Consider the following 24,472-nt stretch of genomic DNA (forward strand, 5'->3'; position numbering starts at 1 on the left):
GAGGCCCTGCTTTCATGCGCGCCGGCCGTCATACTCACCCGATCGAGACTCCCGTTCGACCAGCACCCCTCAAGATCGGAACGACAACAGCCACTGAGGCCGGTCGGGGAGGCGGGGGCGAAATTCGTTTGTCGGGGTGTGCCGGGCGGATCGACACTGAGGCCATGCTCGGATTCGTCAGGACCGACAACGAAGCCCTCGTCTCGTACTTGGGCGACCCGCAGCGTGCCGTGGCGGCGTACTGGGAGCTGCTGCGACGCAAGGATGCTGGCGTGGGTGCGATTCGGACCGGGCTGTCCCATGAGAGCGCGGCGGTCCGGGAGGGCTGCTGTCGGCTTCTGGACCACCTGGTCGACACCGAGTCCATGGGGCAGCTGATCGCCATGGCCGACGATCCCGACGCCCAGGTCAGGATCGCCGCGTTTCACGCCCTCGCGTGCGACCGGTGCAAGGACGACGCATGCGCACCGGGTGCGGACCAGGTCCTCGAGCCCGCGTTGCGGCATCTGGCCTCCGATCCCGACCCGCGAGTCCGAGCGCGGGCTGCCGAGCTCGTCGGCAAGTTCGCCCGTAGCGATGCCAGGGCCCTCGCAGCCCTGCAGACGTCCCACGGGCAGGACCCGAGCCCGGCCGTCCGGAAGAAGGCGGGCTGGTTCATTCCCGGCGGGGCCATCTATGAACGGACCGGTCCCCGCGTGCCCAGATAGCGCGGCGGTCGGCCGAACGTTGGGGTGGGCTCAGGTGGGGAGCTGCCATTCGATCAGGCGGCCGGGGCGCTTTGGCGGGCGGCGAACCGGCTGTCGTTCTGCGGGAGTTGGCCGATCAGGCAGGTGGATGCCGTGGTCAGCCGTTTTGTGGCGGGCAGGGTGGGGCCGCCGGTCAGTGGTTCGGGGACGGCCACGAAGTAGCAGCGGAGAAGTAGCAGCAGAGTCTGTTCCGGTCCTCCACCGGTCGGGCTCCCGTCTGCGGCGGTGCCGGTCCCTGGCGGGCAGTTGATCGTATGTGCCCGGGCGGGGTGGTGCGTGGGGAGCCCGCCCGGTGAGGCGGGTCGGGGTTACCGGGCGGGGGCGGGGTGGGCCAGCCGGAGGAAGAGGGGTGGGAGGGCCAGTTCGATCGCGGCCAGGGCGATTTGGAACCAGTGCGGCCAGCCGTGTACGGCGAGGGAGAGGAGTCGTCCGAGGGCGCCCAGGAGCAGGATTCCGGACAGCCATTGGACGGTGGTGGTGCGGATCGGCGACTGGCGGGCGGCCCGGAGCCAGGCGACGCCGTACCCGGCGAAGATCGCGCCGAAGAAGCGGCCGAGACTGTCCATGGTCGGGCCGGCCGAACTCTCGCCGGGGATCGCGGAGTTGCCGAGCAGGACGTGGAAGAGCCCGATCGCCACGCAGCTGAAGCCCATGGTGAGCATGAGCGCGCGTAGTGCCTTGGCCTTGGTCATGACAGCGTCAACCCCCTGTTAGTAGACACGCGTCAACCAGAGCATCAGGCTACGCGCCGCTAGTGGACGCGTGTCAAGTAGCATGGCCGGATGCCTCCTCGCCAGCGCCTCAGCCCCGCCGAACGCCGCGCCCAACTCCTTGCTGTCGCCGCGCAGTTCTTCGCCGCGCACGCGTACGACGAGGTGCTGATGGAGGACATCGCCGAGCGCGCCGGGGTCTCCCGGGCGCTGCTCTACCGGCACTTCCCTAGCAAGCGGGACCTGTTCGCCGCCCTCTACCGGCAGGTCGCCGAGCAGCTGCTCGCCAAGACCCGGTTCGACCCCGCGGACTCCCTGGTCGAGCAGCTCGCCGAGGGGCTGGACGCGCACATCGAGTACTTCGCGGAGAACCGCAACACCGTGCTGGCGGCGAACCGGGTGCTGGCCGGCGACCGGCTGGTCCAGACGATCATCGCCGACGAGCTCGACGCGCTGCGGGAGCGCCTGTTGAGCGCGCTCCCGCCCGCCGGGGACCGGAGCCGGGAGGCCGTGTCGGGCGTGCTGAAGAGCTGGCTGGTGTTTGTTCAGGTGTTGTGCGTGGACTGGTTGATCGCGCCGAACTGCACCCGCGCCGAGCTGCGCGACGTCTGCATCGGCGCGGTCCTGGGCGCGATCAGGCCGCTGCTCGACGAGGACCCCGCGCCGGACTGGCCGCGCTGAGCGGACGGTTGGGGCGGGGCGTGCGTGCTTCAGGAGGAGTCGTTGCGGGTCCTGGAGAGCCTTGCCTCGGCCTGCTGGAGGAGCGGGTGCCCCACACTGGTTGACGGCGGGGACGGTCCGGGCGGCCTCGTCGCCGGGCGCAACTCCACGCGGCGGGCAGGGTGGGCGGCCGTGTGATTCGGAGCCGGCCCGGCCGATCGGCGAACTGTCCGTCCGCAGCGAGGAGTTCGGCACCGTGCGGGGCGGCCGTGACGTGCGCGTGGTCCGGGCGGGCGTCAGACGTTTCCGGCGCCCGGTGGTCGGCGAACCGGAACGTGGCCGCGAGGGAATGGGGGTGCCGGAGGGGTTCGGTGCGGTGGTCTGCGGCGCGCCTGCGGACGGTGCCGCCGCGGACGCGCTCACCCTGCTTGCCGGTTGGGTTGTCATGGGCCCGGCCGGGGGTGGCGCCAGGGTCTGGTGACGCAGGTCACTTTCAGGTGCTGTCAGCAATCGGTGCGCCGTCCCGTTCAGAGGGCACGCGAACCAGACAGGAGCACCCTCATGAGGCACCGCATCGTCGTCCTCGGCGCCGGCTACGCCGGAGCCTTCGCCGCCGGAAACCTGGCCCGCCGGCTGAACGCCGAGGACATCGAGATCACCGTCGTCAACGCCGCCCCCGACTTCGTCGAGCGGATGCGGCTGCACCAGCTCGCGAGCGGCCACCAGGTCGGATTCCGCCCGCTCGCCGACATGTTCGCGGGTACCGGGGTGCGGGTGCGGGTGGCCCGCGTCACCGGGCTTGACCCCGAGCGCCGGACCGTGGCCGTCAGCGGTGCGGACGGGGACGCCGAACTCGCCTACGACACCCTGCTGTTCACGCTCGGCAGCGCGGTGGACCGGCACGGCGTCCCCGGTGTGGCCGAGTACGCGTTCGACGTGACCGGCCTGCCCTCGGCGCTGCGGCTGCGCGACCGGCTGGCCGCGCTGGGCGCCGGCGGCACCGTACTGGTGGTGGGGGAGGGGCTGACCGGCATCGAGACCGCCGCCGAGATCGCCGAGGCCCGCCCCGACCTGGCGGTCGCGCTCGCCGCCCGCGGCGAACTCGGCGCCTGGCTCTCCCCGAAGGCCGGCCACTACCTGCGGGCGTCCTTCGCCCGGCTCGGCATCACCGTCCACGAGCACACCGGCATCGAAGCCGTCGAGCCCGGCCGGGCGATCGCCGCCGACGGGCGCGCCCTGCCCGCCGAAGTGACGGTCTGGACAGCAGGGTTCGCCGTGAACCCGCTGGCGGCCCTGAGCGGTCTGGAGCTCGCCGTGGACGGCCGGATCCTGGTCGACGGCACCATGCGCTCCGTCTCGCACCCGGACGTCTACGTCGCCGGGGACTGCGCCCACGCGACCGGAGTGAACGGCCGCCCGCTGCCGATGTCCTGCGCCTCGGCCGGCCTCACCGCCGGCCAGGCCACCGCCGCGATCGTCGCGCGCCTGACGGGCCGCGAAGCCACGGTCTCCGGACTGAAGTACTTCGGCAACCACATCAGCCTCGGGCAGCGGGACGCGCTCGTACAGATGGTGGACGGCGCCGAACGCTCCAAGTCCTGGTTCCTGGGCGGCCGGACCGCCGTGCGGTTCAAGACGAGCGTCCTCAAGGCCTCCGCGTGGACCATCGCGCACCCGACCTACGGCCTGCCCAGGCGCAAGCACCACCTGACGGCCGTCCCCGCGCGGACACCCGGCCAGAACGCCGGCCAGAACCCCGCGAAGGGCCCGGTGCGGAGCGCCGCCTAAGTTGTCGCACATGGACAGCGCCGCCATCGACCGCTTCGAGGCCAGCCGGAGCCGGCTGGCCTCGCTCGCTTACCGTCTGCTCGGTTCGGCCGGCGACGCCGAGGACGCCGTGCAGGACGCCTTCCTGCGCTGGCAGGCCGCCGACCGCGACCGGATCGAGGTGCCCGAGGCGTGGCTGACCAAGGTCGTCACCAACCTCTGCCTCGACCAACTCCGTTCGGCCCACGCCCGGTACGAGCGGGCCGTCGGCGACCTGCTCCCCGAACCGCTGCTCCAGGGCGACCCGATGCTCGGCCCCGCCGAAACCGTCGAGCAGCGTGAGTCGGTGTCGCTGGCCGTGCTGACCGTCATGCAGCGCCTCGCGCCCGTCGAACGCGCCGCGTACGTGCTGCGCGAGGCGTTCTCGTACCCGCACGCCGAGATCGCCGGGATCCTCGACATCAGCGAGTCCGCCAGCCAGCAGCACGTCCACCGGGCCCGCCGCCGGGTCGCCGCCGAACGCCCCGGCGGCGGCCGTGCGGCCGACCCGGCGTCCGCGCGGCGGGTGGTGGAGGAGTTCCTGACCGCCGCCACCTCCGGGCGGGTCGACCAGCTGGTGGCGATGCTCACCGCCGACGCCACCATGGTCTCGGACGGCGCCGGGCTGGCCAAGCGACTGCTGCGGTTCACCACGCGGGAGCAGATCGCCGCCACCGTGCGGGCCGGCTTCCGTCCCACCCCCGCCAAGCGGCGGCTGGCCGGCGGCTCCGTCGCGCTGCACCTCACGGACGTCAACGGCACCCCGGCCGTGGCCGCCGTGGTCGGCGGCCGGGTGGCGGGCGTCGTGGTGTTCGAGCTCCGCGACGGCCAGGTCGCGGCGCTGTGCGGCATCGGCGCCGCGGACCGGCTGACGCGTCTCAACACGGTCTGGGGGCAGCACGAAACGGGGGCGCCGCTGGTCGCGGAGTGGTGACGGTCGGTCACCTGGTAGGTCACATGCGGTCGGCTTGACCTTGACCCGAGGTCAAGCCCCACGCTGAAGGCATGACGAAGAACGCGAACACCACGACCCACAAGGCTCCCTGGTCCGGGCTGGTCCCGGTGGAGGACACGGCGCTCGCCGTCACCGACACCGGCGGCCCCGGGCAGCCCGTGCTCTACCTCAACGGCTCCTACGCCACCCAGCGGAACTGGCGGCACGTCATCGCCGAACTCGGCGACGGCTACCGGCACATCACCTTCGACGAACGGGCCCGCGGCCGCTCCAAGCAGTCGGCTGACTACTCCTTCGCCGCCTGCCTGCGCGACATCGACGCGGTGCTGGACGCCACCGGGGTGCAGCGGCCGCTGCTGGTCGGCTGGTCCTACGGCGCGGCCCTGGCCCTGCACTGGAGCACCCGCAACCCGGACCGGACGGTCGGCGCGGTGATGGTCGACGGCGGCTACCCCTGGGACTACCTGGCCACCGTCGAAGGCGGCCGGGAGGCCGGACGCGAACAGATCCGCGCCATGTTCCGGAAGTTCGGCTGGATCATGCCACTGGTCCGGCCGCTGGGCATGGCCGCGCGGATGTCCGCCGAGGAACACGCCGAAATCAACATCGAACTGAACGAGATCGTCGCCGACAGCGACCCGGCCTTCGACCTGGTGACCTTCCCCATGCGGTTCCTGGTCGCCACCGGCGCCAGCCTCGGCGGCACCGAGGAGGGCCTGACCGCGATGCGCGCCACCCTCGACCCGGTCCTCGCCCGCAACCCGCACGTGCAGGTCAGCGCCACCGTCCCGAGCAAGCACACCACCATCGTGCGCAAGGACCACCGGGCCGTCGCAGCCGCCGTGCGCGAGGTTGGACAGGACACCGCGCAGTGAGGTTCTCTGACGGGATGACAGGCAGGATGACAGACGGGATCACCATCGGACAGGCCGCCGCGTTCGCCGGCATCACCGTGAAGACCATCCGGGTCTACCACCGCAGCGGCCTGGTCGAGGAACCCCGCCGCGACAGCTCCGGCTACCGCCGCTACGGCACCGCCGAACTGCTTCGCCTGGTCCAGGTCCGCACCCTGGCCGGGGCAGGCGTCCCGCTGGCCGGGATCGGCCCCATCCTGGACGCCGAAGGAGAGAACTTCACGACCGCGCTCGACCAGGTCGAGGACGACCTCACCCGCCGGATCGAGGAACTGACCGCCCGCCGAGACACGCTGCGCCGACTCGCCACCGGCGACCGGGTGCTGCTGCCCGACCGGGCCTGCGCCATCCTCGACCGGATGCCCGGACTGGGCTTCTCCGCCGAGGACATGGCCATCGCCCGGGAGGGACTGATCCTGGTCCGGGCGCTGGTGCCCGAGGGTTTCGACGACTACCTCGCGCAGATCGAGCACGGCCTCGACGACCCCCGGCACGTCGCCCTGATCAAACTCACCTGGAGCGCCGGGAATTGGGCCGCCGACGACCCCCGGATCGAGGAACTCGCCGAGGAGATGGCCCAGCACTTCCTCGCCGACCCCTCCCTGCTGCCCACCCTGACGGGCCTCCAGGACAAGGACGACGCCACCACCCGCCACGCCCTTCTCACCCACCACGGCGAGGACACCCGGCCGGGGTGGAGCCGGCTCACCGAACTGATCCAGCAGAAGCTGCACGCGACCGGGGCCGAACTGCCCTGACGGGTGGCGGAGGCAGGCGTCGTCGAACTTCTTGAGACCACGCACCGCGTCATCCTCGCCCGCGTGGACAACAGCCTCGAAGTATCGGCCCCGGTCCTGGACGAAAGCGTGGGCACAGGCTCGGGCTGCTTCGTGGCGCGGGGTGTTCCGGTCGCGGGAGGGCTCCGCCGGTCGGGGAGAATCGGGGCCGTGTTTGACTCACCGAATTTCGCCGAGGTTTCCGCTGCCCGACTGACCGAGTCCGCGTGGCAACGGCTGCGTGCGGAGGCGGCCGTCCTGGAGTACTCCTGGGCCGAGTCGTACCGGCAGCTGGTCGAGGCTGCCTGGGCGGAGCCGGTGTTGCGTGCGCTGTATCCCTTCACCAGCCACTGGGGGCTGCGTTTCTCCACTGCTACCGGGCCGTTGATGGTGGCGGTCGGGCCCGTTCTGTCGGCGAACGGGGACGGTGAATTCGGGGTGGGCACCGGGATTCTCGCCACGTCGAACCTTGGGCGGTTCGCCACCGCGGGCGAGGCGGTCGCGCAGGCCGTTCGTGAACTGCCCTCCGGCGTCGGCCCCGTGCGGCTCGGCGGTCCGGTGCGGCCCGGTGGCGACTGGTAGCCTGCCGCGCGTGTTCGAATACCACGGCTGGGTGACCGTCCGGGAGCGCGCCGACGCGGAGGACGACGAGGACTTCGCGGTGGAACAGGCGCGCCTGTGGCGGCTGGTGGAGGGCATCGAGGAACGGGCCCGGGAGTTCGCCGGGCACGGGCTGGTCGATGTGCGGTGGATCAATGGCGAACCGTTCCTGCATCTCGGCGGCTTCAGCAACCACACGTACCCGGGGATCCTGGCGTTCTTCCGCGAGGTCGGAGTCCGCGCGCCCGGCTCCTACGGGCTGCTGTACGTCCACGACGAGGAGGACCGGGCGCATGCGGACGGGTTCGTGGTGCACCGGATGGTCCGGGGGCAGGTGAGCGTGCACGAGGACGCCCACCTGTCGCCGTGCATTCCGGTGCTGGAGGACCCCTGGCTTTCCTGACGCGGTGTCAGGGGCGGCGGGCGAGGAAGACGAACTCGCGGCCCGGGCGGTCGGGGGCGTCGCGGACCTCCCGGAGCTCGAAGCCCGACGCCTGCAGGTCGGCCGCCACCTCGGCGCGCTCGCGGAAGCGCAGTGTGGAGTCGGAGGTGAGGTGCCGGCCGTCCGAGCGGAAGACGTAGTGCGAACGGAAGGTCACCAGTGGCCCGTTGACGTCCAGCAGGTCCAACCAGGTCTCCACCGGGCCGATCTCCGGCAGGTCGGCGACCTGGTGGGTGGCCTCCCTGGTCCAGTGCTCCCAGGCTCGACGGGCTGGGTCGCGGGTCTCGAACACCAGGTGGCCGCCCGGCCGCAGCGCCGCGTGGACGCCCCGCAGGGTGCCGAGCCATCCGGCGGGGTCGGTGATCGCCTGGGCGACGTTGGCCGTCATGGTGGCCAGATCGACGTGAAGCGGCGGCAGCGTCGTTCCGTCGCCGCAGATCCAGCGGACGCTGTCGCCGCCCGGCTTGGACCGGGCCACCTCGATGGACGCGGCTGCCGGGTCCGCCCCCGTCACCTCGATGCCGCGGGCGGCCAGCAGCAGGGCGAACACGCCGGTGCCGCAGCCGAGATCGAGGACGCTGTGTGCGGCGAGTTCGGTGGCCAGGCCGAGGTAGGGGAGCAGGTCGGAGCGGTCCGGGTCCAGCGCGTCGTAGAGCGCGACCAGTCGGGGGTCGGTGAAGCACTCGTCTGCCATGCGGGCGAGGGTATGCCGGGCGGAGGGGCGGGCACCTGCGGTTTTCGGCGGGCGGTGGAAAACCCGTTGCCGCCCGGGCGGGGTGTTGCGTACGGTGCCCGGGTGAACACCGGAACGGCCATGGGCCACGCACGGATCGGTGACCCGGTGGGCGGCTGAGGCCGCCCCGGGTGCCCTCGGGGTGCCCGCCGGTCAGGGGACCGCCCGGTCCTGGGGGCAGTGCCAGCAGACCGGGCAGGCCGACAGGGCCTGCGCCAACTCCCCGAAACCGGAACGAGGTTCACCCAAAGCCATGCCTGCTGCCTTCAATCACACCATCATCGCGTCCGTCGATCGCGAGGTGGCCGCACGCTTCTACCGCGAGCTGCTGGAGGCCGAACAGGCCCCGTCCTGGGGGCCGTTCACCAACCTGACGCTCGCCGACGGCGTGCTGCTCCAGTTCGCCGAGCCGCCGGTGGAGATCCAGCGCCAGCACTACGCCTTCCTGGTCGACGACGAGCACTTCGACCGGGCCTACGCGCTGCTGTGCGAGCGCGAGATCCCGCACTGGGCCGACCCGCAGATGCGGCGCCCCGGCGAGACCAACACCGAGCACGGCGGGCGCGGCGTCTACCTGCTCGACCCGGCGGGCCACGGCCTGGAGTTGATCACCCGCCCGTACCTGTAGGGCCGGTAGCCGGTCAACGGTGCGGGTGCGAGGATGAGCTGATGAACGATCAGGATCTGCGTGCGGCCCTCGCGGAGCTGCGGCTCACCCTCGCCCCGCATCTGGACGCCGACTGGAGCGTTCCGGCGGGCGGGCTGGAGTGGTCGTGCCAGGAGACGCTGGCGCACATCGGCCACGATCTGCTCGCCTACGCCGGCCAGTTGGCGGCCCGGCCCGCCGACCGCTACCTGCCCTTCGACCTGACGGTCCGTCCGGGCACCGACCCCGCCACCACGCTGCAGATCGCTCTGGCCTGCGGCGAGTTGCTCGCCCTCGCGCTGGCCGCCACCGATGCGGACCTGCGGGCCTGGCACTGGGGCCCGGCCGATCGGACCGGCTTCGCCGCGATGGGCGTCGCCGAGATCCTGCTGCACACCCACGACATCGTCACCGGCCTCGGCCTCGACCGCACCCCGCCGCCCGGGCTCTGTGCCGCGGTGCTGGCCCGGCTGTTCCCGGACGCGCCGGCCGGTGACCCGGTGCGGGTGCTGCTGTGGTGCACCGGGCGCGGTGAACTGCCGGGCCTGGCGCGGCGCGAGTCCTGGGGCTGGCGGGCGGCGCTGTCGTCCTGACCGGTGGGTCAGGACGGCATCGGGACCATCCGGTGCAGGCCCTTGCGGTCGTAGTAGAAGGTCATCGCGAAGCCGAAGACCAGGGCCACCACGAAACCCACCGCGATCATCACCCAGCCGCGGGTCAGCCCCGCGTCGGCCTGCGCGTCGAAGTAGAGGATCGCCCGCACCCCGCCCGCGACCTGACGCATCGGCTCGAACGCGCCGAGGAACCGGTAGAAGGACGGCGTGGCCTGGAGCGGGACCGTCGCGCCCGAGGACGGCAGCGCGAGCGCGATGAAGACGAACATCGCCACCAGCTGGCCGAGCGAGCCGAACGCCGCGTTGATCGCCTGCACGCCCAGACCCACCGCCACGCAGGCGCAGAACGAGAACAGCCACAGCAGCGGCAGGTGCGGGGCGTCCATGCCGAGGATGCCGATCGTCGCCAGCATGATCATCGTGGTGGTGACGACGGACAGCTCCGCCGTCATCACCATCTTCACCACCAGCGTCTGGGTCCGGTTGATCGGGACCGTGGGCCGGCGCCAATGCCAGGGCCCGATCTCGCTGTCCGCGTAACCGAGCGAGGTGTCCACCCCGTTGTGCACCAGGTTGGCGCTCAGGAAGCCCGCCAGCACCAGCAGCAGCGTGTAGTAGAAGGCACTCAGACCGAGCCCCGTGTGCCGACCGATCGGATGCCCCGGCTGCACCTGGACGTCCACCGGGTCGGCCAGCAGCAGCCGCGCCGTCGCCGTGGCGTTCGGCACGGCCGCCGTCAGCCGCGTGCCGAGGGTCTGCGAGGAGCGGTGCGCCGACTGCTGGGTGATCTGGCTCGCCAGCGAGGACGCCAGCGAACCGGCGCCCGGATTGGTCAGCGTGAGCAGCACCGGACGCTTCGAGGCCTGATCCGCCGTCAAGGCGGCCACCGTGCGGGAGAAGTCCTCCGGCACCACCAGCGCCCCGTACACCCGGCCCGAGGCCAGCAGCTCCTGGGCCCGCGCGCGCGACACCCGCTGCCACTGCACCTGCCCCGGCGGCGTCCCCGCCGCCACCGCGTCCGTCAACTCCGCTCCCAGCGGCGCGGATTGACCCGGCAGCGGCGGTCCGGCGTCCGAGTCCACCAGCGCGATCGGCATCCGGTGCAGATGCTCCGACGGGGTCAGGATGCCGCCCATGTACAGCAGCGACAGCACCAGCGCGACCAGCGCGCTGAGCACCCCCGGGACCAGCCACATCCGCCACCGGCGCAGCACCCGCCCCGCGCGGACCTGCGGGGCGGGCTCCTGCGGGGGAACTTCGGTCGCCATGCCACTCCACCCAGTCGACGCCGGCTGCCGTTCCCCCGGCGGAACGCCCACGACGATAGGGTCCGGCCCCGGCCGGGGCGGCCGCGACACCGGCCGCGCTCACTCCAACGGGCCAGCCTGGGTTGCGCGGTGCGTTCGCTAGGGTGGGCCCATGGACGAGCAGGATTTCTTGGACGAGCAGGTGGCGGCGCCGTTCGGGAACTTCCCCGAGGTGCGGCGCGCGCTGGACGCCGTCGCCGAGCTGGCCGGGCCGGTGGCGGCAGCGCTGAAGCACTGGGACGCCGAACTCGCGGGCGCCGTGCGGTACGTGGACACCGACCCGGAACTCGCCGACACCGCCGTGTTCTGCGCCGCGTACGACGTGCCCGCCGAGGCGTCCGCGAACTGCGTGGTGGTGGCCGCCAAGCGCGGCGGCGAGACCACGCTGGCGGCAGGGGTGGTGCTGGCCACCACCCGGCTGGACGTCAACAAGGCTGTGCGCGGTCACCTTGGCGCGCGAAAGGCCTCGTTCGCGCCGATGGACACCGCCGTCGGCGAGAGCGGCATGGAGTACGGCGGCATCACCCCCGTCGGCCTGCCCGCGCACTGGCCGCTGCTGATCGACGCCGCCGTCGCGGCCACCCCGTGGGTGCTGATCGGCAGCGGACGGCGGCGCGGCAAGCTGATCCTTCCCGGTGCGGCACTGGCCGCGCTGCCCGGTGCGCAGGTGCTGGACGGGCTGGCGGGCTGAACCTCTCGGGCCGTGGGAACACCGGACGGGCGGCGGAGGTTGGAGGGGATGGTCCCGCCGGGCGGTGCCCGGGCGGACGGGCCACGCACCGCACCAGGGGTGCGGACGTCCCACACGAGGAGTGAGAACGAGATGACCACGGACCGGGCTGTCCTGGCCGGCGGCTGCTTCTGGGGAATGCAGGAGCTGATCCGCAAACTCCCCGGCGTCCAGTCGACCCGCACCGGCTACACCGGCGGAGAGAACGCGCACGCCACCTACCGCAACCACCCCGGCCACGCCGAGGCGCTGGAGATCGTCTACGACCCGGCGCGGATCAGCTACCGCACGCTGCTGGAGTACTTCTTCCAGATCCACGACCCGAGCACCGTGGACCGGCAGGGCAACGACATCGGCAGCAGCTACCGCTCCGCGATCTTCTACGGCGACGAGAAGCAGCGGGCCACCGCGCTCGACACCATCGCCGACGTCGACGCGAGCGGCCTGTGGCCCGGGAAGGTGGTCACCGAGGTGACGCCGCTGGGCGACTTCTGGGAGGCCGAGCCCGAGCACCAGGACTACCTCCAGCACTACCCCAACGGCTACACCTGCCACTACCCGCGGCCGGGGTGGAGGCTGCCGGTACGCGACGGCGCGGGCGCGGGCGCCTGACGGCGGGTCGGAGGGGGCGGTGATGGTCGTCGGGTGGGGAGTGGGTCGGTGGCCGGGGTGGGGGCTGCTGCGGATAGGCGATGGCGCCTGACGGCGGGTCGGAGCGGCGGTGATGGTCGGCGGCCGGGGTGGCGACTGCCGGTACGCGACGGCGCCGGCGCGGGCGCCTGACGGCGGGTCGGAGGGGGCGGTGATGGTCGTCGGGTGGGGAGTGGGTCGGTGGCCGGGGTGGGGGCTGCTGCCGATAGGCGATGGCGCCTGACGGCGGGTCGGAGCGATGGCGGTTGGGCGGGGAGCGGGTCGCGGGGTGGTGGTGGTTTCTGCGGCTGGGGTGGGGGCTGCTGCCGGTGCGCGACGGCGATGGCGCCTGGCGGCGGGTCGGAGCGGCGGTGATGGCGGTTGGGCCGGGAGCGGGTCGGTGGTGGTGGTTCCTGAGGCCCGGGTGGAAGCTGCCTGGACGCGACGGCGGGGGCCGGTCGGGGGCTGGGGGAGGCGGTGATGGTTGCCGGGCTGGGTGGGTGGGGCCGGGGTGGTGTCAGGTTTCGGCGTGGGTGCGCAGGAGGGTGTCCAGGGAGTCGATGATCCAGTCCCAGGACGCCTGTGGGTCGACCGGGGTGTGGGCGAAGCCTCCGGCGGTCTCCAGTTCGATGTAGCCGTGGAAGGCGCCGCCGAGGAGGCGTACCGCGTGGGTCTGGGCGGGTTCCGGCAGGTGGTAGCCGCGCAGGATTGCCCTGGTCAGTTGGGCGTGCCGGGGGGCGGCGCTGGCCGCCGCGGTCTCGGGGTCGAGTCGGAGTCGGGTGGCCTGGTAGCGGCCCGGGTGTTCGGTGGCGTAGCCGCGGTAGGCCTCGGCGAAGGCGGCCAGCGCGTCGCGGCCCGCCCGTCCGGCGATTGCGTCGGCGGCGCGGTCGGCGAGTTCGGTCAGGGCGAGCAGGGCGATCCGCACTTTCAGGTCGTGCGAGCTCTTCACGTGCGAGTACAGGCTGGCCACTTTGACGTCGAAGCGTCGCGCCAGCTCCGTCACCGTGACCTGTTCGAAGCCCACCTCGTCGGCCAGTTCCGCGCCCGCCTTGGTGAGGACTTCCGCGGACAGTCCCGCACGTGCCACCTGGACCCGCCTCCTGCTGTTCGATCATCCAGATACCTAAGCAGCTTAGGTGAAATGGCATCGTGTCTCGTGAGCGGACCGCCCGGCCCCCGTGATCGGTGCCGGGCGCCAGGTGGGTGGATAACGAGTTGACCGACTTTGCGGGATCCGGCCCCCGGGCCGACGGGCCGTCACCATAATCCTGGCTGTGACGGAGTTCATCGAGCTGGGTCTTCAGGACGGTACGTCGGTCAGGTTGCGGGTGTTCCCCGTGGACGCCGAGCGGGAGCGGCCTCCGGGTGCGCGGAGGCCGCCGGACCTGGCGGGCGGGGAGGCGGTGTCCTCCGGGGCGGGGCGGCGGACCGCCGCGCTCGCGCAGGACGCGCTGCGGACGGCGCTGCGACCGCTGGTGCCGCTGCTGCAGGAGGTGCACGACACGGTGACGGCCGTGCCCTCGCGCCCGCAGGAGGTGGCGGTGGAGTTCGGCGTGCAGTTCGGCTCCGACCTGAAGCTCGGCATTGTCGGCGGTACGGCCGAGGCCAGCCTGACCATCTCCGCGACCTGGAAGCTCCCCACGGCCGATCCCGCCCAGGCGCTGCCGGCGCAGCCGGGAGCCGCGCAGGTCGGCGGGAACTGAGCACAGTGCGCAAGTGGTTCAGCAGCGGCCGCGCCGCCGAGGCCGACCTGCTGGCCTCGCACGTCTCGGTGCTCACCGAGGCCGGCGACCAGTCCGGTGCGGGCCTGTACCTGCGGGACGGGCTGGTGCTGACCTGCGCGCACGTCGTCAACGACGCGCTGGGGCGCGGCCAGTTCCAGCAGGACCACCCGGGTGCCGGGTCGGTGCGGATCGAGCTGGGCCGACGGGAGTTCGAGGCGCGCTGCCGCCAGTGGATCCCGCCGCGCGACGCGGACGGTGCGCAGGTGTCGCCGTGGGCCGAGTCCTGGGAGGGCGACCTCGCGCTGCTGGAGATCCTCGGGCCCGAGCCGCCCGGCACCGTCCAGCAGTACTGGCAGCAGCCGGGCCGGGACCAACAGGTCCGGGCCTGGTTCAGCGCGGAGTCCGGCGCGAGCTTCGTGGACAGCACGATCTCGTCGGTGGAGCCGTCCGTCGCCTACCTGGACCGGTGGGGCACCGGGCCGCGAATCGGTCCGGGCTACAGCGGCGGCCCGCTCTGGTCGGGCGGTACGGAGGCGGTCGTCGGACTGATCCTCGGGCGGCTGCGGGGCGACGGCTTCATCAACCGGGCGTTCACCATCCCCTGGCGCACCATTCACCGCGAACTGGCCGACCGGCTCGGCGAGGCCGCGGCGGACAAGCTCCTGCCCGCACCGGCCGGAGGCACCCGGCCCGCGCACGGTCGGCCGTCGGACCCGAGCGCCCGCCGGACGGCGCAGCGCACCCTGAAGACCCTGATCAGCGGGCACCTGAAGGACAGCGTGCGGGCTCAGCACGCCAGGGCGGTGGCCGACGCGTGCGGGCTGACCGTCCTGGAGGGCGCCGGAGCCGCGCCGGATCCGGACGAGTTCGCCGAGGTGCTGCTCCACACGCCCCGCGGCCTGGCCGCGTTCGTCGAGTCGCTGCGTGACTCGCAGGACGCGACGGCCGACCTGCTGCTCGCCAAGATGCCCCTCCTCGGGGTGAGCGCGCTGCTCTCGCCCGAGGAGTACGCGTGGCTGTTCCAGCAGATCGGCGAGCCCGTCGCGGGTCTCCCGATCGGCCTGGCCGGCGTGGAGCCGCTGGCGGGGGTCCCGCTGCCGGAGGACCTCCGGCTGCCCCTCGAAGCGAACACCGAGGCGCTCGAACGGGAACGGTTGCCGAGGCTGATCGCGCACCTGGAGGGCCTGTACCGGCACTCCTCCCGGCTGGTTCCGCAACTGCTCCGGTTCACCGAGTACCGGGCCGCCCAACTCGCCGCCGACCGCCCGGAGGCGGCGGAGGAACTCAGGGACTGGGGCAGCCGCGTCCTGCGCCGCCTGGGCATCCCCGAGGCGGCGCTGCACGAGCACCGCGCCCTCGCCGAGCAGTGGGCCGAGCGGCGGGCCGAACAGTGGAGCGCCGGGCGGGTGGCCGTCAGCCTGAGCCTGTACGAGCGGCCCAACAACGGGGCGCCGGGCCGCTACCTGTGCCACGTGTGGGCGGCGGAGCCCGACGGGAGCCTGCGGCTGGCCACGGACGTCGCCCCGGAGCCCATGCCGCCCGACGCGATCGCCCGGCGGATCCGCTCGATCGCCGCTGTCCGGGGCACCGACGCGGTGATCGAATTCTTCCTCGACGACCACGAGCTGGCACTGCCCGTCGACACCTGGGACGGGGCCGACCCGGCCAACACCGCCGGCCTGACCTCGGAGCCGCTCGGCCTGCGCCGCCGGGTGCTGGTCCGGCTCGGCCGCACCCTGAGCGGCGTCGATCTGGCCGAACGCACCGGCTCGCTGGCCAACCGCTGGGAGTACCGCGAGACGCCGCCCGCCCTCCACCTCGACGAGACCTGCACGGCCGACCACCAGGTCCAGTCCGTGCTCTTCCGCGACCTGACGGCCGCCCGCGTCCTGGTCCGCACGCCCGGCGCCGCCGTCCGGCAGCGCCACGCGGCGCTCTGCCTGCACGCCGGCATCCCGACGGTCCTGTGGGACCGGGCCGACCCCGAGGCGCTGCCCGCCGACCACTACGACCCGCTCGACCCCGACGGGCCGCACGACACGCTCGCCGAACGGGTCCGCCAGTACCGCGCGCTCGTGCGCGGCGACGACACCGCGTACCCCCTGCGGCCGGTCCTCGCACAGGAACGCCCCGACTGGCCCGCACCGATCGTGCCCGAACTCTTCGACCCCGAGGAGGAACCGGCCTGATGACGACCGACGACGCCGCGCCGGCGGCAGCGACCACGGACCGGCGCACGCCGGGCGGACGAGGGAGAACGGCTCGATGAGCTCGACGAGTGAGGACACCGGCCGGACCTCCTGGGGCCTGTTCCGGGGCGACGGCGTCAGCCGGCCCGTCGCCCGGATGCCCGAGGCCCCGCCCTGGCGGCGCTTCGGGGCCGCGACCGCCACCGACGGCCCGCCGGTCCACCCCTACCGGCTCGGCCCCGCCGAGGCCGACATCGTCAACGCGGCCCTGCACCTGCGCCGCCCGCTGCTGGTCACCGGCAAGCCGGGCACCGGGAAGTCCTCGCTGGCGTACGCGCTCGCCCACGAACTGGGGCTGGGCGAGGTCCTGCACTGGCCGATCAACTCGCGCTCCACCCTGCAGGCCGCGCTGTACCGCTACGACGCGATCGGGCGGCTGCGGGAGAGCGCCCGCCCCGCCGCCGAGGGCGCCGGGGCCGACGCCGACCCGGGCGAGTTCGTCCACCTCGGCCCGGTCGGCACCGCGCTGGTGCCCGGCGAGCTGCCGCGGGTGCTGCTGGTCGACGAACTCGACAAGGGCGACATCGACCTGCCCAACGACCTGCTCACCGTCTTCGAGAACGGCTTCTTCGACATCCCCGAACTCGCCCGCAGCCGCGAGGACGCCGCCAACGGCACGGCCGGCGCCGAGGTGACCGTCCGGACCGCCGACCCGGACGGCCCGCCCGCCGTGGTCCGCGCCGGACGGATCACCTGCACCGAGTTCCCCGTCGTGGTGATCACCAGCAACGGCGAGCGCGAGTTCCCGCCGGCCTTCCTGCGCCGCTGCCTCCGCCTCGACCTGCCCGAACCCGACCGCGACCGGCTCCTCGACATCATCGGCACCCACCTCGGCAGCGAGGCACTGGGCAGCGCCGAGGCCCTGCTCGACGACTTCCTGGCCCGCCGCGCCGAAGGCGAACTCGCCACCGACCAACTGCTCAACGCGGTCTTCCTGCGCCACGGCGGGGCCCCCGCCGACCGCGACCACGTGCACCGCGCGGTCCTGCGCAGCCTCGGCGAGGGCAGCTGACCCGATGACCGGGGGCGGAGGCGGGGACCGGGACACGGCACGGCGGGCGCTCGACGCGATCGCCGCGGCCGGCTTCACGCTGGACACGGACACCCTGCTCGACGTGCTCTGGCTCGCCGACCGCCTCCCCGCGCCCACCCGAACCGAACCCGACTCCCAGCCGCCGGCGCCCCCGGCCCCGCACCCCCTGCCCGCCGACCCCGCGCCGGTGCTCCCGTCCGCCGGACCCGCACCCGACGGCCCCGCGCAGCCCGACCGTCCGGCGCCCGGACCCGCCGCACCCGCCCCCGACCGCACCACCTCGCGCCGCACCCCGCACGGCCCGCCGACCGCCATGCCGCTGCACGCCGCCCGGCAGCCCACCGCGCCCGCATGCACCGCGCCCGGCGGCAGCCAGGCGATCCGCGTCCCCGAGCCGAAGGAACTCGACCAGGAACGCCTGCTCGCCCGCAGCCTGCGCCCGCTGCGCCTGCACCGGCCCAGCCGGCACGAACTGCGCCTCGACGAGACCGCCTCGGCCGAAGCGGTCGCCGAGACCCGGCTGCCCACCGTGGTGCTGCGCCCCGAGCGGGAACGCCGGCTGCGGTGCGTGCTGGTGGTCGACGACGGGGTGTCGATGCTGCTGTGGCGCCGCCTGGCCACCGAACTCACCGACCTGTTCCAGCACACCGGCGCGTTCCGGCAGGTGAAGGTGCTCGGGCTGCGCTCGCGCGGGCCGGGCCCGGTCGCGCTGCGGCCCAGGCCGTTCACCTCCGCCCCCGGCACCGTCCCGCCCCGCGCGGTCACCGACCCCACCGGGCAGACCCTGATGGTGGTGGTCAGCGACGGCGCCGGGCTGGCCTGGCGCGACGGCCGGATGCAGCGCGTCCTGGACGACTGGGGCCGGGCCGGGCCGCTGGCCGTGGTCCACACGCTGCCCCGCCGGCTGTGGGCCGGCACCGGGCTGGCGGCCCGCCACCACACCGTCCGGGTCGAACGGCAGGGCTCGCCCAACTCCGCCTGGCGGGTGCGCGACCCGCTGCTGCCGCAGGCCACCGACCGCCGGCCCGGCGACCGGGTGCCCGTGCCCGTCCTGGAGCTCACCCCCGCCGCGCTGTCCGACTGGGCCCGGCTCGCCGCCGGCACCCGCGCCGAGCAGGAGATCCCGCTCTGGCAGCCGCGCGACCCCAACGCCGCGCCCGGTCCCCGCACGAGGCGGCCGGCCGACCCGCTGGCCCGGTTCCGGCGCTTCACCGCCGCCGCCTCGCCCGCCGCGCACCGGCTCGCCGCGCACGTCGCCGGGCTCGCCCCGGTCAGCGTCCCCGTGATGCGACTGGTGCAGTCCGCCCTCGACCCGGCGGGCCGGGCCGGCACCCTGCCACTCGCCGAGGTCTTCCTCGGCGGCCTGCTCCGCCCGGTCGCCGCGCCGGGCCCGAACGGCGCCGAACTCCCGCCCAACCAGCGGATGTTCGACCTGGCGGAGGAAGTCAAACAGGAACTCTTCGCGGCCGTCCCCGCCGTCGGCCTGCTGACCGTCGCCCGCGACGTCTCGCACCGGGTCGCCGCCCTCCTCGGGCGCTCGCCGGACTTCCCCGCCTGGCTCGCCGACACCCGCCTCCCCAGCGACGTCGCCCCGGCCGGCGTCCCGTTCGCCCGGATCGGGCCCAGCCTGCTGCGCCACCTCGGGGTCACCCTGGAACCCGCCGGGCCGGCTGCCCCGGCCGGCCTTGACCGTGCAATGCAGCAGGCGGACGTCCGGCCCGCCGCCGGCCGGACCTCGCTGCCCGACGACGCTGACGCCTGGGAGGCGGCCGTCCCGGAGTCGCGCAGCGGAGTCGCCTTCGCTGGGTCGGGCGCCGGACGGTACATCCTGACGTACGGCGCGCACGGCCTGACGGCGTGGCAGTCCGGTACCGGGCGGACGGTGCTGATGCCGAGCGGCAGCCGCGGGATCACCCAGGTCGCCACCACGATGCTGGACGGCCAGCCGTGGGCGCTGGTCGGCATGGCGGACGGATCCATCGGGATGTGGGACGTCGCCGAGGGACGGCTGCGGTCCACGCTGACCGGCCACACCGGCCCGGTAACCCACCTGGTGCCGACCGAGCTCGACGGCCGGCCGCACCTCGTCACGGCCGGCGCGGACGACATCCTCCGGGTCTGGGACCTCAGCACCGGGACGCTGCGCCACCGGACCGGAACGGGACGGGCGGTGACTCGGCTGACCACCGTCACCGCCTTCGACGACGTCCACTCGGTCACGGTCGAGGCGGGCGGCAGGTCGACGGTGCGGAGCCTGCGCAGCCTCGACCCGGTCGGCACGCTCGCCCACCGAGCCGCGGCGACCGACCTCACCGTGGCCGAATGGAACGATCTGCCGGTCGCGGTCACCGGCCACGACGACGGCAGCGTGGTGGCCCGGGACCTGCCACGCGGGGGCACCCCGGTGGTCCTGACCGGGCACACCGGGCCGGTGCTCAAGGTGTTCGCCGGATCGGACCGCGAGGACCCGACCGTGGTCACCCTCGGCTCGGACGGGACGATCCGGCACTGGAGCCTCGCCATGGGCCTGGAGTTCCGGGTCCGGAGCGGAATCCCCATGCCGATCACGGACGCCGTCCTCGCCGAGCCCTACGCCGTGACCGTCCGCCCCGACGGGGCCGCCGAGGTCTGGGACCTGCTCAGCCTCGGCAATCCGCCCGTCACCGTCGAGCCGCCGCCGGGCGGCTCCGTGCATGCCGTGCCCGACGCCGGCACTCCGTGCGTGGTGACCGTCGATGCCGACGGCCGCCCCTCGCTGCGCACCGCCATCGACATCCTGCGGCCCGTCCCCTCGGTCGGCGTCGGCGAGCCGCCGACCCGCGAGCCCACCGGGCCGGGCCCGGCCGCAGCGCCGCCGGCCCGGGTGCCCGCCGGGCCGCCGCACACCTTCGAGGTGCCCGAGGAGGTGCGGGTGGCCGGACGCCGGTACCGGACCGTCCGGCAGCTGGGCGGGCCGTGGATCGGCCGAAACCCGGCCACGGGCGATTGGGTGCTGATCAAGGCACGGCCGTGGCCCGTTGGCCGACCCGAGCCGCAGGAGAGCCAGGAGCCGTCCGCCGACAGCGAGCACCTGCTGCCGCTGCTCGCGGCGGGCGTGTCCGCGGGCCTCGGCTGCGTGGTCTCCGCCTGGGGCGAGGGCAGCCCGCTGGTCGAACTCCTCGACCGGCCGGACTCGCCCGTCCCGATCGCCGACGCACTGCGCTGGCTCACCGACCTCGCCGGCGCCCTGGACGCCCTCCACCGTCGGGGCCTGCACCACGGCAGCGTCTCCCCGCACGAGGTGCTGATCGGCCCCGACGGCGCCGCGCTGCTCGCCGCGCCCGGACCGGCCGACCCCGGCGGCGCGCCGCTCGCCCACGCCCTCCCGTACGCGGCGCCGGAGGTCCGGGCCGGCTCCACCGGACGGCAGGCCGACGACCTGTACTCGCTGGGCGTCCTGGCCGTGTCGCTGTTCACCGGCCTGGCGCGGCCGCTCCCGGACGAGGTCCTGGCGAGGCACTACATGCGGGCCGACGCCGTCGCACTGCTGCCCCTGGCCGTGCCGCTCGACCTGCGCCGGCTGGTCGGTGAACTGCTCGCCGACGACCGGGAGTCACGGCCCGCCGAGACCTGGCGGGTCGCCGCCCGCCTGCGCGAGCAGTACCTGGAGCTGACCCGCGTCCCCGACCCCGCCGCCACCCCGCTCGTCCTCGCGCACTGCGAGCCCACCGACGAGTGGGTGGACCGGATCCGCGAGTGCTTCGGCGAACTCCCGGTGCACGTCCACCGCTTCGACTCCACCGAAGGACGCTCCGAACTCCTCGCCGAGGCCGGCCGGGGCAGCAACGTCGTCCTGCTGCTCTCCCGAACCGCGATCACCTGGACCGACCGCCACCCCGCCTGGATGCCCCTGCTCGTCGCGGTCGCGGCCACCCGCCTGGTCGTCGTCGAGACCGACGGCCGGGCGACCGCGCAGGCGCTGCGCGGGGCCCCGGTGGTCTCGACGGAGGGCCTGAGCCCGGCGTCCGTCCGCGCCCTGCTGCGCCGCGCGGTGGCCGACCTCAGCCTTCCCCGCTGACCACGAGGCACGAGGCACGGGGCACGAGGCACGGGGACGAGGCACGGGGACGAGGCACGGGGACGAGGCACGGGGACGAGGTACGAGGAACGAGGAACGAGGCACGGGGGACGTCGGCTGACGGCGGTGCAGTGGATCGGGCGGCTGCGGGAGAGTCTGGCAGGATTCGTGGCCGATGCGGGGCGGTCGAGATGCGGGAGGGTGCGGGGATGAGCGGGGTCGGAGAGGCGGAGGTGGACGCGTTCGACGCGCTGGAGCGCCGGATCTGGGCCAGGAGCACCACCGCCTACGCCGCGAGCGTCGCCCGGCTGTGCGCCCACCCCGTGCCCGCACTGCTCGACGCCGCCGAGGTCCGGCCCGGCAGCACGGTGCTGGACGTCGGCACCGGGACGGGCACCGCCGCGGCGGCGGCCTGCGCCCGCGGAGCCCGCGTCACCGCCGTGGACGCCGAACCGGGCATGCTGGCCGAAGCCAGGCGGGCCGCGCCCGAGGCCGAACTGCGCGTCGCGACCCTCCCCGAACTCCCGTTCGCGGACGGCGCGTTCGATGCCGTGGTCGGCAACTGCCGCACGCGGCCTTGCTGGTGTCGGGGCGGCGTTAGCCCGGGCGGTTCGGACGGCCGCCTCGCGGGTGCCCAGCAGTTCTCCCAGGTGGGCCTCGGCCCAGGCAAGGGCGGTGGCCAGCAGACCGAGGAGGCTGCGGCCGAGCGGCGTCAGCTCGTGCTCGACGCGGCGGGCTGGGCCGGTGTGGACGGTGCCGAGGACAAAACCGTCGCGCACCAGGGCTCGGAGCGACGCGGTGAGCACCGCCACAACCACCGGCCACTACGCCGTCGCGACCGGCGACTTCGCCGCCCGTGTCACCCACGGCGACGTCGCCCGTGCCCTGCTCGACGAGATCGAGACCCCGCGCCACCACCGAACCCACCTCGGTGTTGCCGGGGCCTGATCACCTTCAGTGCACCGCTATCTACACCTTTCTCTCTTCGTTGGTCGTGGTGTTGGGCGGTCAGGAGAAAGGACTACTTCTGTCGCGCCACCAACTTCGCCACAAGGTCCGTCGCCCTCGCATAGCGCGCCGGCTCACCCGGCTGAGCCTGCCCCGACGGCCCTGCGCTCTCACTGTGGGCGACGAGCCTGAAGATCAATGCCCGAATCAGCATCTGCTGCCACTCCGGGTGGTCCTCACCGGCCTTGAGCAGGCTGGACGGAGGATCGAACCAGAGCAGGCCGTCCGCCACCACGACGGCCTCGGCGAAGATCGGCGGCCGCCAGTACGGCGAGAAGTCGATCACGACAGGGGGTTCATCGGCGGCGAAGAGCACGTTGCCGGTCAGATCGCCGTGCACGAGCTGAGCTGCGTCCTGCTCCACCGGGCGCCTCAGCTCCAGCAGATTCGCAAACGGCGCGGCGAGATCCTCGATCACGGTCACCTCCTGCTCGCCCCAGGCGACCCGATCGCCCACAGCCCATGGATCGGTCCGCCGATCCAGGAAGCTGGGCCGGGGCAGATGCCGCAGAGCAGCGTGGAAGGCGCGGCCGGCACCGAGAACGCCAGCCCAGTGCCCCCGCGGACCGTGCTCACCGCTGAGGAACTCGCTGGCACTCCAGCCGTCCACAACGCTCCGCCCGTCAGCGGACCGCAGCGGGAACGGGACACGGAAACCGTCGGCAGGCGCGAGGTTCTCGGACAAGGACGCAGCCCACTCGACGAAGTCATCGGCTCCGTCAGCAGGCTTGAAGACGAAGCCGCCGACAAGAACGCTGCGTCCCTGCCCCCCGGCCAGTGGGACGGGGTCGCCTTCCACACCGAAGGCATCGAGGACGGAACGGGGTGGCACAGAGGAGCTCGGCAGGTCGGTCACGCTGAGGATCATGCCTACACCAGCCTGGCCGGCGCACCCGCTTTTACGGCCTACCCAAGGCAAGAGTCGGCGGCCACTCTTCTGGGTGAAGTCAGAGAAGCACCTCGATGGACACCTGGGTGCCGAGTTCGCTGAAGCCGAGCCGGGCCGCGACCCGGCGGGAGGCCGGGACGCGGGCCCGCCACTGGGGGAGAAGACCGGTGGCGAGGGCGTGGCGGGCGGCGGCAGCGGCGGTGTGGCCGGCGAGGCCGCGGCCGCGGTGGGTGGGGTCGGTGAGCACGCCGAGGTGGGCAATGTCGAACGGCCAGGTGCGGTAGCCGCAGGCGGCGATCGCGCGGTCGCCGAGGAGCACGGTGAACACGGGGGAGGTGAGGTCCTCGAGACCCGATTCGTCGGCGTCCGCCTGTCCGGAGCGGTGCTCCAGGTCACGCAACCGGCTGTCGGTGGGCGGGAGTTGGCGCACTGTGAGGGTGCTGGGTGGCGGTGGGAGGAGCCCGTTCGGGGCGAGGTGGGCGAGCGCTGCCGGGCCCAGCACCTCACCGGTCGGCAGGAGTTGGCGCAGCTGCTCGGCGTCCCCGGCCACCTCCGCCGGACGCTCCCGCAACGCCGCCCGCACCAGCCGCGCCCGCCGCTCGTCCGGCGCCGTCGCGAGCACCGCACCGCCGAGCGCCACCAGCCCGACCCACCCGGGCGGGCACAGGCCGGAGCGCGGCTCGACCACGACGGTGGCCCCGCCGGGCGGCGGGAAGGTGGCCGGTACCCCGGCCAGTCCTTCCCAGCGACGCCAAACGGCTTGCAGCAGCGAAGAGTTCGTCATGGCCGCATCCTGCCCGGCCTGCGCCATGCCCGGCAGCCCGGTCGGCTGATCCGTGTCGGTAGCGTGACATCGTTCGTGGTCCGACGAGTGGGGGTGTCGCGGTGGCCGCAGAGGTCGTCGTCAGGACGGGGCTCCGGTACGGGGTCAGTGGAAGCTCATGGACGTCCACCGGCCTGCGGATGCGTCGGAGTTGTTGCCCGCAGTGCTGCTCCGGTACGGCCGGGGCCCCAACGAGCGGGACGTCCTCGCGCCCGTCGCGCGCGTTGCGGCGGAGCGTCGCGTCGTCGTCCTGGTGCCGGACTGGTACCCCGACGCGCCGGACGGCGGGCGAACGCACCTGAGGGAGTCGGCCGCCTTCGCACGGCAGAGCGCGGCCGACTCCGGCGGGGACCCGAGCGGATCGTGCTCGGCGGTTGGTCGCCGGGTGGCAAAGGGGCGTTGGTGTGGCGCTGAATCCCG

General features: G+C 73.7%; 25 protein-coding genes and 2 pseudogenes. 19 read left to right on the plus strand and 8 right to left on the minus strand.

Annotated elements, in window-relative coordinates:
- The first annotated feature begins 164 nt into the window (after positions 1-164).
- Positions 165-707 (plus strand): HEAT repeat domain-containing protein, encoded by a 543-nt coding sequence (locus ACZ6R9_RS27670; RefSeq protein ID WP_380478535.1) that lies wholly within the window; start codon positions 165-167, stop codon positions 705-707.
- Positions 708-760: 53 nt separating this feature from the next.
- Here ACZ6R9_RS27670 and ACZ6R9_RS27675 read toward each other — a convergent pair whose 3' ends face one another.
- Together ACZ6R9_RS27675 and ACZ6R9_RS27680 are read right to left on the minus strand one after the other, a co-directional pair.
- Positions 761-901: a hypothetical protein gene (locus ACZ6R9_RS27675; RefSeq protein ID WP_380478533.1), complete on the minus strand. Its 141-nt coding sequence runs from the start codon at positions 899-901 to the stop codon at positions 761-763.
- A gap of 153 nt (positions 902-1,054) precedes the next feature.
- Positions 1,055-1,438, minus strand: coding sequence for a DUF4345 domain-containing protein (locus ACZ6R9_RS27680; protein ID WP_465540989.1), 384 nt, complete (start codon positions 1,436-1,438; stop codon positions 1,055-1,057).
- Between the two features lie 90 nt (positions 1,439-1,528).
- Here ACZ6R9_RS27680 and ACZ6R9_RS27685 point away from each other — a divergent pair, with 90 nt between their 5' ends.
- From ACZ6R9_RS27685 to ACZ6R9_RS27720, 8 genes are all read left to right on the plus strand, one after another.
- On the plus strand, positions 1,529-2,137 hold the full coding sequence (locus ACZ6R9_RS27685; protein WP_380478529.1) for a TetR/AcrR family transcriptional regulator: 609 nt from the start codon (positions 1,529-1,531) through the stop codon (positions 2,135-2,137).
- Between the two features lie 100 nt (positions 2,138-2,237).
- Positions 2,238-2,597, plus strand: a complete 360-nt coding sequence (locus ACZ6R9_RS27690; protein ID WP_465540992.1) for an MmyB family transcriptional regulator — start codon at positions 2,238-2,240, stop codon at positions 2,595-2,597.
- 80 nt (positions 2,598-2,677) lie between these two features.
- Positions 2,678-3,904 (plus strand): NAD(P)/FAD-dependent oxidoreductase, encoded by a 1,227-nt coding sequence (locus ACZ6R9_RS27695; protein ID WP_465540994.1) that lies wholly within the window; start codon positions 2,678-2,680, stop codon positions 3,902-3,904.
- A gap of 10 nt (positions 3,905-3,914) precedes the next feature.
- Positions 3,915-4,856, plus strand: coding sequence for a sigma-70 family RNA polymerase sigma factor (locus ACZ6R9_RS27700; protein WP_465540996.1), 942 nt, complete (start codon positions 3,915-3,917; stop codon positions 4,854-4,856).
- Between the two features lie 71 nt (positions 4,857-4,927).
- Positions 4,928-5,752 carry an alpha/beta fold hydrolase gene (locus ACZ6R9_RS27705; RefSeq protein ID WP_465540998.1) on the plus strand — a complete coding sequence of 275 codons (825 nt, stop codon included), beginning with the start codon at positions 4,928-4,930 and terminating at the stop codon, positions 5,750-5,752.
- A 26-nt stretch (positions 5,753-5,778) separates the two neighbouring features.
- The gene (locus ACZ6R9_RS27710; RefSeq protein WP_465541000.1) at positions 5,779-6,549 is read left to right on the plus strand and encodes a MerR family transcriptional regulator; all 771 of its coding nucleotides are present in this window, start codon (positions 5,779-5,781) and stop codon (positions 6,547-6,549) included.
- Positions 6,550-6,612: 63 nt separating this feature from the next.
- Entirely contained in the window at positions 6,613-7,149 is a 537-nt protein-coding gene (locus ACZ6R9_RS27715) for a DUF6193 family natural product biosynthesis protein (protein WP_465541002.1), read from the plus strand.
- Positions 7,150-7,159: 10 nt separating this feature from the next.
- Positions 7,160-7,570, plus strand: a complete 411-nt coding sequence (locus tag ACZ6R9_RS27720; RefSeq protein WP_465541004.1) for an Imm7 family immunity protein — start codon at positions 7,160-7,162, stop codon at positions 7,568-7,570.
- A 7-nt stretch (positions 7,571-7,577) separates the two neighbouring features.
- Here the strand turns inward: ACZ6R9_RS27720 and ACZ6R9_RS27725 are convergent, their stop codons facing one another.
- Positions 7,578-8,303 (minus strand): class I SAM-dependent methyltransferase, encoded by a 726-nt coding sequence (locus ACZ6R9_RS27725; RefSeq protein ID WP_465541006.1) that lies wholly within the window; start codon positions 8,301-8,303, stop codon positions 7,578-7,580.
- Positions 8,304-8,595: 292 nt separating this feature from the next.
- Between ACZ6R9_RS27725 and ACZ6R9_RS27730 the strand changes: the two genes are divergently transcribed.
- Together ACZ6R9_RS27730 and ACZ6R9_RS27735 are read left to right on the plus strand one after the other, a co-directional pair.
- Entirely contained in the window at positions 8,596-8,970 is a 375-nt protein-coding gene (locus ACZ6R9_RS27730) for a VOC family protein (protein WP_465541008.1), read from the plus strand.
- A 41-nt stretch (positions 8,971-9,011) separates the two neighbouring features.
- On the plus strand, positions 9,012-9,581 hold the full coding sequence (locus ACZ6R9_RS27735) for a maleylpyruvate isomerase N-terminal domain-containing protein (protein ID WP_465541010.1): 570 nt from the start codon (positions 9,012-9,014) through the stop codon (positions 9,579-9,581).
- 8 nt (positions 9,582-9,589) lie between these two features.
- Here ACZ6R9_RS27735 and ACZ6R9_RS27740 read toward each other — a convergent pair whose 3' ends face one another.
- On the minus strand, positions 9,590-10,870 hold the full coding sequence (locus ACZ6R9_RS27740) for a YhgE/Pip domain-containing protein (RefSeq protein ID WP_465541012.1): 1,281 nt from the start codon (positions 10,868-10,870) through the stop codon (positions 9,590-9,592).
- 151 nt (positions 10,871-11,021) lie between these two features.
- Here ACZ6R9_RS27740 and ACZ6R9_RS27745 point away from each other — a divergent pair, with 151 nt between their 5' ends.
- Entirely contained in the window at positions 11,022-11,600 is a 579-nt protein-coding gene (locus ACZ6R9_RS27745; protein ID WP_380478509.1) for a YbaK/EbsC family protein, read from the plus strand.
- 132 nt (positions 11,601-11,732) lie between these two features.
- Entirely contained in the window at positions 11,733-12,251 is a 519-nt protein-coding gene (gene msrA, locus ACZ6R9_RS27750) for a peptide-methionine (S)-S-oxide reductase MsrA (RefSeq protein ID WP_380478507.1), read from the plus strand.
- Positions 12,252-12,786: 535 nt separating this feature from the next.
- Here msrA and ACZ6R9_RS27755 read toward each other — a convergent pair.
- The gene (locus tag ACZ6R9_RS27755) at positions 12,787-13,356 is read right to left on the minus strand and encodes a TetR/AcrR family transcriptional regulator (protein ID WP_380478505.1); all 570 of its coding nucleotides are present in this window, start codon (positions 13,354-13,356) and stop codon (positions 12,787-12,789) included.
- A gap of 187 nt (positions 13,357-13,543) precedes the next feature.
- On the opposite strand from ACZ6R9_RS27755, the gene ACZ6R9_RS27760 reads away from it, so the two are divergent.
- The 5 genes and pseudogenes from ACZ6R9_RS27760 to ACZ6R9_RS27780 form a co-directional block, all read left to right on the plus strand.
- Positions 13,544-13,972: a CU044_2847 family protein gene (locus tag ACZ6R9_RS27760; RefSeq protein WP_465541015.1), complete on the plus strand. Its 429-nt coding sequence runs from the start codon at positions 13,544-13,546 to the stop codon at positions 13,970-13,972.
- Positions 13,973-13,977: 5 nt separating this feature from the next.
- Complete coding sequence (locus ACZ6R9_RS27765; RefSeq protein WP_465541017.1) at positions 13,978-16,182, plus strand: VMAP-C domain-containing protein; 2,205 nt, start codon at positions 13,978-13,980, stop codon at positions 16,180-16,182.
- Between the two features lie 76 nt (positions 16,183-16,258).
- Positions 16,259-17,254, plus strand: a complete 996-nt coding sequence (locus tag ACZ6R9_RS27770; RefSeq protein ID WP_465541019.1) for an AAA family ATPase — start codon at positions 16,259-16,261, stop codon at positions 17,252-17,254.
- A gap of 4 nt (positions 17,255-17,258) precedes the next feature.
- Positions 17,259-21,332: an SAV_2336 N-terminal domain-related protein gene (locus ACZ6R9_RS27775; RefSeq protein WP_465541020.1), complete on the plus strand. Its 4,074-nt coding sequence runs from the start codon at positions 17,259-17,261 to the stop codon at positions 21,330-21,332.
- 209 nt (positions 21,333-21,541) lie between these two features.
- A pseudogene (locus tag ACZ6R9_RS27780) lies at positions 21,542-21,895 on the plus strand (methyltransferase domain-containing protein); the annotation flags it as partial.
- 144 nt (positions 21,896-22,039) lie between these two features.
- On the opposite strand, the pseudogene ACZ6R9_RS27785 reads toward ACZ6R9_RS27780, so the two are convergent.
- Positions 22,040-22,150 (minus strand): annotated as a pseudogene (locus ACZ6R9_RS27785) (hypothetical protein); the annotation flags it as partial.
- Here ACZ6R9_RS27785 and ACZ6R9_RS27790 point away from each other — a divergent pair.
- Positions 22,131-22,280, plus strand: a complete 150-nt coding sequence (locus ACZ6R9_RS27790; protein WP_465541283.1) for a hypothetical protein — start codon at positions 22,131-22,133, stop codon at positions 22,278-22,280. The pseudogene ACZ6R9_RS27785 and the gene ACZ6R9_RS27790 overlap by 20 nt on opposite strands.
- 73 nt (positions 22,281-22,353) lie before the next feature.
- Here the strand turns inward: ACZ6R9_RS27790 and ACZ6R9_RS27795 are convergent, their stop codons facing one another.
- Positions 22,354-23,196 carry an aminoglycoside phosphotransferase gene (locus ACZ6R9_RS27795; RefSeq protein ID WP_465541022.1) on the minus strand — a complete coding sequence of 281 codons (843 nt, stop codon included), beginning with the start codon at positions 23,194-23,196 and terminating at the stop codon, positions 22,354-22,356.
- A gap of 91 nt (positions 23,197-23,287) precedes the next feature.
- Positions 23,288-24,013: a GNAT family N-acetyltransferase gene (locus tag ACZ6R9_RS27800; RefSeq protein WP_465541024.1), complete on the minus strand. Its 726-nt coding sequence runs from the start codon at positions 24,011-24,013 to the stop codon at positions 23,288-23,290.
- Positions 24,014-24,472: the final 459 nt, after the last annotated feature.

The sequence above is a fragment of the Kitasatospora sp. NPDC048662 genome (genome assembly GCF_055587065.1).